Source organism: Streptomyces sp. NPDC059248 (assembly GCF_042753905.1).
Classification (GTDB): domain Bacteria; phylum Actinomycetota; class Actinomycetes; order Streptomycetales; family Streptomycetaceae; genus Streptomyces.
In genome coordinates, this window is record NZ_JBHYZV010000021.1 from 61,684 (window position 1) to 72,955 (window position 11,272).

Sequence of the window (11,272 nt, forward strand, 5' to 3'; positions counted from 1 at the left end):
GGAGTTCCGTCGCCGGGTGCGGTGAAAGCGTCACCGCGGGATTCACTGCTGTCCGTGCTGCCGGTGCTGTCCGTGCTGCCGCTGTTATCGGTGGTGCAGGTTGCTTCGGTGGTGTCGGGTTCTCCGGTGCGCCGGTGGCGCTCCGGGGCCGGGCCACGGATCACGAGGTGACCTGTGCCGGGAGATCGGGTGTCACGGGCTTCGTCCCCGGCGCCGCCGTGAGGGTGAGGACCATGGTCATCCCGCCGCCCGGGGTGTCCTCGGCCGAGAGCGTGCCGCCCATGGCCTCCACAAAGCCCCTGGCCACCGCGAGCCCCAGCCCCACCCCGGCCCCGCGCGGGGCGTCCCCGTACCGCTGGAACGGCTCGAAGATCCGCTCCTTCTCGTCGTCCGGCACCCCCGGTCCCCGGTCGGCGACCCGGACCTCGACCCGGTCGCCGAGCGTGCTCGCCGCCACCGTCACAGGGGTTCCCTCCGGGCTGTACTTGACCGCGTTCTCGACGATGTTCGCCACCGCGCGCTCCAGCAGTCCCCGGTCCACGGTGACCATCGGCAGCGACTCGGGAATGTCCAGCTCGACGCTCTCGTCGGGCACGGAGACCAGGGCCATGGGCACCACCTCGTCGAGATCGGTCACCCGCATCAACGGGGTGACCGTACCCGTCTGAAGACGGGACATGTCGAGGAGATTGCCCACAAGATGGTCAAGTCTGTCCGCGCCGTCCTCGATGCCCTCCAGCAGCTCGGCCTCGTCCTCGTCGGACCAGGCCACGTCGTCGGAGCGGAGCGATGTGACGGCCGCCTTGATCGCCGCGAGCGGGGTGCGCAGATCGTGGCTGACGGCGGCGAGCAGGGCCGTACGGATCCGGTTGCCCTCCGCCAGCCTGCGGGCCCCCTCGGCCTCGCCGACCAGCCGCTGACGGTCCAGGACGACCGCCGCCTGCGCGGCGAAGGCGGCCAGCACCCTGCGGTCCTCGGCGGGCAGCACCCGCCCCGACAGCGCCAGCGCCATATGGTCCCCGACGGGCATGTCCACATCGGCGTCCTCGGGCCGTACGACCGACCGGGGGCCGACGCTCCCCGCGGTGGTCCACGGGTCGACGTCGCTCGTCCGCTCCAGCAGCGCCACCGACTCCATGCCGAACGTCTCCCGGACCCGCTGGAGCAGCGCGTCCAGCGACGTCTCCCCGCGCAGCACGCTCCCGGCGAGGAAGGAGAGGATCTCGGACTCGGCGCGCAGCCGGGCCGCCTGGTGGGTGCGGCGGGCCGCCAGATCCACCACGGACGCCACCGCGACCGCGACCGCGAAGAAGATGACGATGGCGACGATGTTCTTCGGGTCGTACACGGTCAGGGTGTGCACGGGCGGGGTGAAGTAGTAGTTCAGCAGCAGGGTCCCCACCGCCGCCGACGCCAGGGCCGGGAGCAGTCCGCCCAGCAGCGCCGCCATCACCGTGGCGAAGAGGAACAGCAGCACGTCGTTGGCGAGCCCGAGGGAGTCGCCCATCGCGTTCAGCAGCAGCGACAGCAGTACGGGGGCGGCGACCCCCACCAGCCAGCCCGCGATGATCCGGGACCGGCCGAGCCGGGCCCCGCGCGCCACCGGCAGCCCCCGGCCCTTCCCGGCCTCGTCATGGGTGACGATATGGACGTCGAGGTCGGGCCCGGACTCCCGGGCCACCGTCGCGCCCACCCCGGGGCCGAAGATGTACTGCCAGGTCTTGCGGCGGCTGGAGCCCAGCACGATCTGGGTGGCGTTGACCCCGCGGGCGAACTCCAGCAGGGACGAGGGGATGTCATCGCCTATCACATGGTGGAACGTCCCCCCGAGGTCCTCCACGAGGGTGCGCTGCACCGCGAGTTCCTTCGGCGACGCCGAGGTCAGCCCGTCGCTGCGGGCGATGTAGACCGCCAGGATCTCGCTGCCCGATCCCTTGGCCGCCATCCGGGCCGCCCGGCGGATCAGGGTCCGGCCCTCAGGACCGCCGGTGAGACCGACGACGATCCGCTCCCGCGCCTGCCAGGTGGAGCGGATGTTGTGCTCACCGCGGTACTGCTGGAGGTACTCGTCGACCCGGTCGGCCACCCACAGCAGCGCCAGCTCGCGCAGCGCCGTCAGGTTGCCCGGCCGGAAGTAGTTCGACAGGGCCGCGTCGACCTTGTCGGGCTTGTAGATGTTGCCGTGGGCCATCCGGCGGCGCAGCGCCTGCGGCGCCATGTCGACCAGCTCGATCTGCTCCGCCCGCCGCACCACCTCGTCCGGTACGGTCTCGCGCTGCCGGACGCCCGTGATCGACTCCACCACGTCGCCCAGGGACTCGAAGTGCTGGATGTTGACCGTCGATATCACGTCGATCCCGGCCGCCAGCAGCTCCGCCACGTCCTGCCAGCGCTTGGCGTTGCGCGAGCCGGGGACGTTCGTATGCGCCAGCTCGTCCACCAGGGCGACGGCCGGCCGCCGCTCCAGCACCGCGTCCACGTCCATCTCGGTGAACACGGCGCCCCGGTACTCCAGCTCCCGGCGCTGGACCTGTTCGAGACCGTGCAGCATCACCTCGGTCCGCGGCCGGTCGTGGTGTTCCACGAAGGCCACGACGCAGTCGGTGCCCCGCTCCACCCGGCGATGGGCCTCGGAGAGCATGGAGTAGGTCTTGCCCACGCCCGGTGCCGCGCCGAGATAGATCCGAAGCTTGCCGCGTGCCATGGCCCCATTGTCTTTCAGAAGGCGATCCGGCGTTCCCGCCGTCCCGCTCGTACGCTGCGACGACGATACGGCCAGGGAATCGGGCAAATCGGGTGAGGGGTGGGCGGGAGGGGCGGTATTGACGCGATTCTGATGTCGGCCCGCCCCCGGCCGCGAGCCTCCGGGCGTCTCCGGACCCCTCGTACGGGCCCTGGAAGGTCCCGGAACGCCCCGAAAGGCCCTGGCGCCCCGGACCGGCCCTGTGCGGCCTCCGGTCGGCCCCGGACGTCAGCCCTGGACGTCCGACCCGGTCGTCTCGGCTATCTCGCCGTCGTGCAGCTCCAGCACCCGGTCCGCGAGCCCGAGGAGCTGGGCGTCATGGGTGGCGACCAGGGCCGTCACCCCCTCCGCCCGTACGACCGCGCGCAACAGCTCCATCACCGACAGTCCGGTCTCCGCGTCGAGCTGACCGGTCGGCTCGTCGGCGATCAGCAGGGCGGGGCGGTTGGCGAGCGCGCGGGCGATGGCGACCCGCTGCTGCTGGCCGCCGGAGAGCTCCGTGGGGCGCTGTGCGGCGTGGTCCGCGAGCCCGACCAGGGCCAGCAGCATCTCCACCCGCTCGTCGCGCTCCGCGACCGGGGCGCCGCGCAGCCGCAGGGGCACCCCCACGTTCTCCGCGGCGGTCAGGATCGGGATCAGCCCGAACGACTGGAAGACAAAGCCGATCCGGTCCCGCCGCAGCTCCAGCAGGTCGTTCTCGCCGAGCCCGGCCAGATCCGTGCCGTCGAGCCGGATCCGTCCCTCGTCGGGGGCGTCCAGGCCGCCCACCAGGTTCAGCAGGGTCGTCTTCCCCGAACCGGAGCGGCCCTTCAGCGCCACCAGCTCGCCCCGTGGCACTTCGAAGGAGACCCCGCGCAGGGCGTGCACCGCCCCGGCGCCGGAGCCGTACGTCCGGTGCAGATTCTCCACCCGCACCATCGGCCCCTCGGCCACCGCGGTCCCCGCCCCGGCCGCCGCTCCCGTGCTCTCGTCCGCGCCCATCAGATCCCCCTGTCGTCCCCGTACCGCCCGGCCCGTCCCCGGCGATCTCGCACAAAAGTACGGCGTACGACGACGGGCCGCACCCCCCTGTGGACAAAGGGGGGTGCGGCCCGTCGGAAGCGGGTACGGCGCCCGCGTATACCGGCATACGGCACCGGACCCACGGGCCGGTGAGCCGCCGGGCGGTGCGTCAGCGGACCTCGGTGATCTCCGGGCCCCGCTGGAGCTGCCCCATACCGCCGGAGAAGCGGGAGCCCGCCTGCTCCTCCTGCTGGACGCCCTCGGGCACCATCTGCGCGTCTTCGGGGAGCTTGAGGACGATCGGGTCACGGGGAGCCATCGGCCCGTCACCGCGGACGACGACCGTGTCGCGGAAGATCTGCTCCAGCAGGCCCGCGGCCTCCGGCTGGACGGCGCCCTGGCCGGAGATCACACCGCGCAGGAACCAGCGCGGCCCGTCGACCCCGACGAAGCGCACCAGCTGCACCCCGCCCGTGCCGTCCGGGAGCTGGACCGGCACCTGGGCCCGCAGCTCCCAGCCGAGCGGGCCCTCGACCTCGTCGATCACGCCGCCCTGCTGGGTGATACCGCCCGCGATCTCCTCGCGGACCTCGCCCCAGATGCCTTCCTTCTTCGGCGCCGCGAAGGCCTGGAGCTGGACGGCGCTGTCCCGCAGGACGACCGTCGCGGCGACGATCGCGTCCCCCGCGACCTCGACCCGCAGCTCCATGCCCTCGACTCCGGGCACGAAGAGCCCGCCCAGGTCGACCCGGCCCTCGGCGGGCTTGGACACCTCGGCCAGGTCCCACGGGCCGTCGGGCCGCGGAGCCGGAGGAAGGTTCACCCGCCGGGGGGCCTCGTCGGTGTCCGACGACTCCTCAGCGCCGGGCCCGTCCAGGGCAGCGTCGACCTGCTCGGCCTCGCCGGCTGCGTCCGCGTCGCTCGCGGAATCACTCTTCTTGCGACGTCCGAACACGTCACTGTCCTTCCCGGTCGGATACGACGGAAGCGTATCGATTCCCACCCGTTGAACCATCCGCCCGGCCGCCCACGGCCGCATGGCCGCCGGTGGACCCGAAGCCCCCCTCGGCCCGCGCCGAGCCGGGAAGCTCCGCCACCTCGTGGAAGCGCACCTTCTCGACCTTCTGGACGACCAGCTGGGCGATGCGGTCGAAGCGCTCGAACCGTACGCTCTCGCGCGGATCGAGATTGACCACGATCACCTTGATTTCCCCACGGTACCCGGCGTCAATCGTCCCCGGGGCATTCACAAAGGCTACTCCGCAGCGGGCCGCGAGGCCCGATCGCGGATGGACGAAGGCGGCGTAGCCGTCGGGCAGGGCGATGGAGATCCCCGTCGCGAGCACCGTCCGCTCCCCGGGAGCCAGCTCGGCCGCCTCGCAGGTCACCAGGTCGGCCCCGGCGTCGCCCGGGTGCGCGTAGGACGGCAGCGGTACCTCGGGATCGACCCGGCGGATCAATACGTCCAGAGGGTCGAGCGGGCTGGGCGCGATGGACATCTAGGGGTTCACCTCGAAAGCGCGTGCACGGCGGATCTGGTCGGGGTCGGCCATGGCGGCCTCGATCTCGTCGGAGCGGCCGTGGTCGATGAAGTGATCGACCTTGACCTCGATGAAGAGGGCGTTCGCCCGGACGGCGAGCGGTCCTTCGGGCCCGCCTATGCGGCCCTCGGCGCGGGCGTAGATCTTCCGCCCGGCGACCGCGGTCACCTCGGCCCGGAGGAAGAGCACCGTGCCCACCGGGACCGGGCTCACGAAGTCGGTCTCCAGCCGGCCGGTGACGGCGATCGTCCGCAGCAGCCAGGTCAGCGACCCCAGCGACTCGTCGAGGGCCGTGGCCAGCACCCCGCCGTGCGCCAGGCCGGGAGCGCCCTGGTGGGCGGCCTGCACCGTGAACTCGGCGGTGATGCTCACGCCCTCACCGGCCCGGGCCGCCAGATGGAGGCCGTGGGGCTGGTCGCCGCCGCAGCCGAAGCACTGGTCGTAGTGGGTGCCGAGCGGCTCACCGGGGGCCGGGGCCTCGGGATGCCGTACGGCGGCTACGGCATCGGCCGGAGGCGTCAGCGGTGATGGACGGACGGTCGCCGGATCCGTCGGCGAGGGGACCGGCCCCGGTGGATTCGCAGTGCTCACAGGCGCAGACATTACCCGCGGTCGGACGGCCGGCTCACGCGAGCGCCCGCGGCCCGCCCGCGTGCGCCCGCGCGAATGGGCCTCGGTCGAGTCCGCCGGGTGGCGCCGTGGACATCCGTACGATCCGTACGCGCACCCGGATACGGGCCGTACCCGGCCGGAGAACGTCCCGGGACCCCTGCCAGACTTGGCCGTATGCAGTCCTCCTCCGCCGCCGCGCCCCGCTACGACGAACGTCTCACCGCCCCGCCCCTGTGGTGGGTGATCGTTCTCCTGCTCGGTCTCACGGGCGGGCTCACGGTCTTCCCGGTCGGCCTGCCGGCCACGCTGATCACGGTGATAGCGGTATCCCTGGTGGCGGGGGCCGTGGTGAGTTCGTACGGCTCCGCCCGGATCCGGGTGGTCGCCGGGTCCCTGGTCGCGGGGGACGCCAGGATCCCGCTGTCGGCGCTCGGCGAGCCCGAGGTGCTGGAACCCGAGGAGGCGCGGGCCTGGCGCTCGTACAAGGCCGATCCCCGGGCCTTCATGCTGCTGCGCAGCTATGTGCCGACGGCCGTACGGATCGAGGTCACGGATCCGGCCGATCCGACGCCGTACGTCTATCTGTCGACGCGCGACCCCCGGGCGCTGGCCGCCGCCCTCTCCGGCTGAGCGGGCACGTCCGCGCACCGCGACCGGGTACGGGTGCGCGCGGAGGCGCGGGGCCCCGTAGAGGGCCCCGTCTGCGTTTCCGGGAAGCGGTGGACGTCCGTGCGGAGGCACGGAGGACGTCTTCGGCGAGGGGGATGGGTGCGCCCGGCCCGTGCCGCCGTCGGAGGACCGGATCGTCACGGGCCTACGACGCTGTGCGCGGGAGTGCTGCCGCCGGGCGCTACGGGGTGCTCAGTGCTCCAGCTCGCGCGGCCGGCGGCCCGGCTCCGGCCACTGCTCCAGCTCCTTCGGCGGCTGCTCCAGGGGCGGGAGCGCCACCAGCGCGTCCCAGGGCACCTGGCGGGTCCGCAGATCCTTGCGGATGCGGTCGGCGAGCTGCCGGGTGTCCCGGCGGTTGATCACGGCTCCGACGGCCGCCCCGATCATGAAGGGCAGGAGATTCGGCAGGTTCCGGATCATCCGCTTCATGATCTGCTGGCGCAGCTCGCGCTTGAGCCCGCTGCTGACGAGCGCCGCGTTCTTGTAGGTCGACGGCTTGGTCACGTCGATGCCGCGCTCCTCCGACCAGGTGGCCAGATAGATGCTGGTGCGCTCCTTGAGCGCGCCGGGCGGGCGCATGCCGTAGACCTCGTACAGCTCGGCGATGAGCTTCAGCTCTATCGCCGCGACGCCGGTGATCTCGGCGGCCAGCTCCGCGGGCATCGCGGGCGGTACGGGGAGCATCGCCGCGGCCCCGATGCCCGCGCCGACCGTTGCGGTGCCGTTCGCGGCGCCCGCGACCAGCTTGTCGGCGAGCTGCTCGGGGTCCAGTCCGGGAAACTGCGCCCGGAGGGTCGCCAGATCGCGCACCGGGATACGCGGTGCGTTGTCGATGATCCGGTCGGCGAGGTAGCCGACGGCGGTCCGGGCGCTCTGACCGCTTCTGCGTACGCCTCGGCGCACGCCGGCCAGCCGGCCGGTCTTCACCGGGGGCCCGTCCGCCGATTCGACTCCCTGGGGCGGGAGCACGGGGAGAGTCTCGGGCGAGGCCACCGGGCCTCGCCCGTCGTCTCCCACGGCATGGGGCAGGAGGGCGGCCGAGTGCTCGTCCGAGGGCTCAGGAGCCCCGGACGGTCCCGTACCGCCCTGATGCGTCTCCGACGGCTTCAGACGCCGGAAACGCCGCTTCCGCGACGGTGTATCGCCTGTCTCGCCTGCCACGACCGACCGGTCCTTACTCGCAGTCGCGGCAGATCGGCTGGCCGTTCTTCTCACGGGCCAGCTGACTGCGGTGGTGGACCAGGAAGCAGCTCATGCAGGTGAACTCATCGGCCTGCTTGGGCAGCACCCGGACGGCCAGCTCCTCATTGGAGAGGTCGGCTCCGGGCAGCTCCATGCCCTCGGCGGCCTCGAACTCGTCGACATCGACGGTCGAGGTCGACTTGTCGTTCCGCCTGGCCTTCAGTTCCTCAAGGCTGTCCGAATCGACGTCGTCGTCGGTCTTGCGTGGGGTGTCGTAATCCGTTGCCATGTGTCGCTCTCCCCCTCTGGGTGTGATTGTGGTGTCTCCAGCGCACGTAACGCGTGAGAGGCCGGACTTTGTGCCCGACCTGAGGCGGAGATTTTGCCTCACATCAAGGTCTGTTACTCAATCGACACCCAACCGGATCCCTCGGGAGTGATCGGGTTGGATGGCGATGGGGACCGTACACGATCCGAATGTCGCAGCTCACGGGCGCCACCCCGTGTACTTCCCGTGATCTGGACCCTCGAAAACCCGGACTTTTCCCGGCTTTACGGAAGGGTCATGATCACGGAGAGTAGATGGTCCGAAAATCGTCCCTGTGATCGATCACACACGGACAACCCCGGAACAGGTCCCGAAAATTCCGCCCAAAGCGAACGGAGTTTTGGTCGCGTGCGATCACGATCAGCAGCCCGGGTCGGTCATCAGAGCGGCAGCGTGACGCGCATCACGAGTCCACCGCCCTCCCGGGGCTCCGCGATGATACGTCCCCCGTGGGCCCGCGCCACCGACCGGACGATCGACAGACCGAGACCGACCCCCTTGTCGCTCCCCGTCCGCTCCTGCCGAAGCCGCCGGAACGGCTCGAAAATATTGTCGATCTCGTACGCCGGGACCACCGGGCCGGTGTTCTCCACGACGAGCAGTGCCCGGTCGGCCTCGGTCCGGGTGGTCACCTCGACCCAACCCCCGTCCGGAACGTTGTACCGGACGGCGTTCTGCACCAGATTGAGCGCGATGCGCTCCAGGAGCACGCCATTGCCCTGGACGACCGCCGGCGTACGCTCCCCGCGGATCTCCACGCTCCGCTCGTCGGCCTCGCCCCGGGTCTGGTCCACGGCCCTGGCCGCGACCTCGGCGAGATCCACCGGCTTGCGCTCCACGATCTGGTTGTCGCTCCGGGCGAGCAGCAGCAGGCCTTCTACGAGCTGCTCGCTCCGCTCGTTGGTCGCCAGCAGCGTCTTGCCGAGCTGCTGGAGCTCCGCCGGGGCGCCCGGGTCCGAGAGATGGACCTCCAGCAGGGTGCGGTTGATCGCCAGCGGGGTCCGCAGCTCGTGGGAGGCGTTGGCGACGAACCGCTGCTGGGCGCTGAAGGCCCGCTCAAGCCGCGCCAGCATCTCGTCGAAGGTGTCCGCCAGCTCCTTCAGCTCGTCCTCGGGGCCGTCCAGCTGGATGCGCCGGGAGAGGTCCGAGCCGGCGACCTGACGGGCGGTCCGGGTGATCCGGCCCAGCGGGGACAGGACCCGGCCCGCCATCGCGTAGCCGAACGCGAAGGCGATGATGCTCAGCCCCAGCAGCGCGAAGAGCGAGCGGCGCAGCAGATCGTTCAGCGCCACCTCGCGCTGGGCGGCGAAGCATTTGGCGACCTCGGCGCTGAACTGCTCACCCGTGCCCTCGGCGGGCAGGTCGCACCAGTTCGTCGTCGCCTGGAACTTCCCCGAGAGGATCTTGAAGGGCAGACCGTTGCCGTCGTGCAGGGCCTGGGCCGCCAGCAGATAGATGATCGACAGCAGCAGGATGCCCGCGATCAGGAACATCCCGCCGTACAGCAGGGTGAGCCGTATCCGGATCGTCGGCCGCAGCAGCGGCCGGACCGGGGTCCGGGGGTCCCAGGAGGGCTTCGGGGGGACCTTGGGGGGTGGGGGCGTGCCGGCCACGGGTCAGATCCGGTAACCCGAGCCGGGCACGGTGACGATCACCGGCGGCTCGCCGAGCTTGCGGCGCAGGGTCATGACGGTCACCCGCACCACGTTCGTGAACGGGTCGGTGTTCTCGTCCCAGGCCTTCTCCAGCAGCTGCTCCGCCGAGACCACGGCGCCTTCGCTGCGCATCAGCACCTCCAGCACCGCGAACTCCTTCGGTGCGAGCTGGATCTCCCGGCCGTCCCGGAACACCTCGCGCCGGTTCGGGTCCAGCTTGATCCCGGCCCGCTCCAGCACCGGCGGCAGCGGCACCGTGGTCCGCCGCCCCAGGGCCCGGACCCGGGCCGTCAGCTCGGTGAACGCGAAGGGCTTGGGCAGATAGTCGTCCGCGCCCAGCTCCAGGCCCTCCACCCGGTCCGAGACGTCCCCGGACGCGGTCAGCATCAGCACCCGGGTGGGCACTCCCAGCTCCACGACCCTCCGGCACACGTCGTCGCCGTGGACGAGCGGCAGATCGCGGTCGAGGACCACGACGTCGTAGTCGTTCACACCGATCCGCTCCAGGGCGGCGGCGCCGTCGTACACCACGTCGACCGCCATGGCCTCCCGGCGCAGTCCGGTGGCCACCGCATCGGCGAGCAGTTGCTCGTCCTCGACGACGAGTACGCGCACGTCGCGATCCTTCCCTTGGCCCCGTCAACCAGATCGGGGCATGTCCGTGCACTGTCTGTGCGCATCCATCCTGCCCGTTACGCGCGTAAACCGGCTGTAAGGCGGGTTGGTCCCGGCCCCGGATCCACGGGAACGCCGTCGGATGGTACGGGAATCAACGGGATTTCCGGCGCAGTTGAGGTTTCTCAGAGCGAGGGCCGGGGGAGGACGAGAGGACACCCACGATCACACCCCCGTAAGGGCGCATCCCCCGTATGCGTCCGTCCGCCGCCGGGACCGGCAAGGGGCGGTGATCGTCCGCTCACCGTCCGCGGCTGCCCGCGGCGGAGGGCACCGCGGCACACCCCCGTGCCCGCCACCACCCACGACGAGGGGGCGCATATGGACGCATTCACCGCAGGACTGCTACAGCGCATAAGGGCCACGAAGACGGATCTCGACGTGGCTCGCGAGACCGGCGACGACTTCCTCGCGGATGTCGAGCTGGCCGAGCTGGAAGACCTCCGGCGGCTGGCCGCCGAGCACGGCGTGGAGGTCGGCGCGGCCTGAGCCGCCCGGCCCTGAGCCCCCGCCTCCGAGGCGATGGGGCACACCACCGGACGAACGAACCCGGCCGGCCGGGAGAACCGGAATCCCGAAAGGCTGATCGGGACCGGACGGTCCGGAAGATCCAGTAGCTCCGGAAGATCCAGAAGATCCGGCAGACGCAGCAGGTCCCGGGGCGAAGCCCCCGACACACTCGCGGAAATCAGGCGAACTCACCGCTCGTCACAACGGGACGGCCCCGATCGGGGACAGGGACGAGCCGAACGAGCACATGGTCATCCGTACGGACGTGGGGCCCGGGCGGGCGGGCCGGGGGCCCCCCGACACCCGCCAGTGGGGTGGGGTAGTGGGAGAGGCGGGGCGGCGGCCGGCAGCGCGG

The 11,272-nt window shown here is 71.5% G+C and carries 11 protein-coding genes; 2 read left to right on the plus strand and 9 right to left on the minus strand.

The features are described 5' to 3' along the window. Positions 1 to 160: 160 nt before the first annotated feature. The 5 genes from ACFXG1_RS11690 to ACFXG1_RS11710 all read right to left on the minus strand — a co-directional run bounded on the left by ACFXG1_RS11690 (position 161) and on the right by ACFXG1_RS11710 (position 5,877). On the minus strand, positions 161 to 2,704 hold the full coding sequence (locus ACFXG1_RS11690) for an ATP-binding protein (RefSeq protein WP_384742199.1): 2,544 nt from the start codon (positions 2,702 to 2,704) through the stop codon (positions 161 to 163). A 267-nt stretch (positions 2,705 to 2,971) separates the two neighbouring features. Then, the gene (locus ACFXG1_RS11695) at positions 2,972 to 3,724 is read right to left on the minus strand and encodes an ABC transporter ATP-binding protein (protein WP_384717280.1); all 753 of its coding nucleotides are present in this window, start codon (positions 3,722 to 3,724) and stop codon (positions 2,972 to 2,974) included. 190 nt (positions 3,725 to 3,914) lie between these two features. Next, positions 3,915 to 4,700 carry a DUF3710 domain-containing protein gene (locus ACFXG1_RS11700; protein WP_384720121.1) on the minus strand — a complete coding sequence of 262 codons (786 nt, stop codon included), beginning with the start codon at positions 4,698 to 4,700 and terminating at the stop codon, positions 3,915 to 3,917. Between the two features lies 1 nt (position 4,701). Further along, positions 4,702 to 5,244, minus strand: a complete 543-nt coding sequence (gene dut / locus ACFXG1_RS11705; RefSeq protein WP_384720120.1) for a dUTP diphosphatase — start codon at positions 5,242 to 5,244, stop codon at positions 4,702 to 4,704. Further along, complete coding sequence (locus tag ACFXG1_RS11710; protein WP_384720117.1) at positions 5,245 to 5,877, minus strand: PaaI family thioesterase; 633 nt, start codon at positions 5,875 to 5,877, stop codon at positions 5,245 to 5,247. It lies immediately after the preceding gene. A gap of 195 nt (positions 5,878 to 6,072) precedes the next feature. Here ACFXG1_RS11710 and ACFXG1_RS11715 point away from each other — a divergent pair, with 195 nt between their 5' ends. Continuing rightward, on the plus strand, positions 6,073 to 6,528 hold the full coding sequence (locus ACFXG1_RS11715) for a DUF3093 domain-containing protein (protein ID WP_384720115.1): 456 nt from the start codon (positions 6,073 to 6,075) through the stop codon (positions 6,526 to 6,528). Positions 6,529 to 6,759: 231 nt separating this feature from the next. Here ACFXG1_RS11715 and ACFXG1_RS11720 read toward each other — a convergent pair whose 3' ends face one another. The 4 genes from ACFXG1_RS11720 to ACFXG1_RS11735 form a co-directional block, all read right to left on the minus strand. Beyond that, complete coding sequence (locus tag ACFXG1_RS11720; protein ID WP_384742202.1) at positions 6,760 to 7,728, minus strand: hypothetical protein; 969 nt, start codon at positions 7,726 to 7,728, stop codon at positions 6,760 to 6,762. Between the two features lie 13 nt (positions 7,729 to 7,741). Beyond that, positions 7,742 to 8,038, minus strand: a complete 297-nt coding sequence (locus ACFXG1_RS11725; RefSeq protein WP_006345898.1) for a DUF4193 domain-containing protein — start codon at positions 8,036 to 8,038, stop codon at positions 7,742 to 7,744. Positions 8,039 to 8,457: 419 nt separating this feature from the next. Next, positions 8,458 to 9,690, minus strand: a complete 1,233-nt coding sequence (locus ACFXG1_RS11730; RefSeq protein ID WP_384720603.1) for a sensor histidine kinase — start codon at positions 9,688 to 9,690, stop codon at positions 8,458 to 8,460. A gap of 3 nt (positions 9,691 to 9,693) precedes the next feature. Next, the gene (locus ACFXG1_RS11735; protein ID WP_146482805.1) at positions 9,694 to 10,347 is read right to left on the minus strand and encodes a response regulator transcription factor; all 654 of its coding nucleotides are present in this window, start codon (positions 10,345 to 10,347) and stop codon (positions 9,694 to 9,696) included. Between the two features lie 381 nt (positions 10,348 to 10,728). Between ACFXG1_RS11735 and ACFXG1_RS11740 the strand changes: the two genes are divergently transcribed. Next, positions 10,729 to 10,896, plus strand: a complete 168-nt coding sequence (locus tag ACFXG1_RS11740; protein WP_384742205.1) for a hypothetical protein — start codon at positions 10,729 to 10,731, stop codon at positions 10,894 to 10,896. Positions 10,897 to 11,272: the final 376 nt, after the last annotated feature.

Bases quoted from the DNA above. Each gene is read 5' to 3' on its own strand.
- ACFXG1_RS11690 (WP_384742199.1), bottom strand. From the start codon at position 2,704: ATGGCACGCGGCAAGCTTCGGATCTATCTCGGCGCGGCACCGGGCGTG.
- ACFXG1_RS11695 (WP_384717280.1), bottom strand. From the start codon at position 3,724: ATGGGCGCGGACGAGAGCACGGGAGCGGCGGCCGGGGCGGGGACCGCG.
- dut (WP_384720120.1), bottom strand. From the start codon at position 5,244: ATGTCCATCGCGCCCAGCCCGCTCGACCCTCTGGACGTATTGATCCGC.
- ACFXG1_RS11715 (WP_384720115.1), top strand. From the start codon at position 6,073: ATGCAGTCCTCCTCCGCCGCCGCGCCCCGCTACGACGAACGTCTCACC.
- ACFXG1_RS11725 (WP_006345898.1), bottom strand. From the start codon at position 8,038: ATGGCAACGGATTACGACACCCCACGCAAGACCGACGACGACGTCGAT.
- ACFXG1_RS11740 (WP_384742205.1), top strand. From the start codon at position 10,729: ATGGACGCATTCACCGCAGGACTGCTACAGCGCATAAGGGCCACGAAG.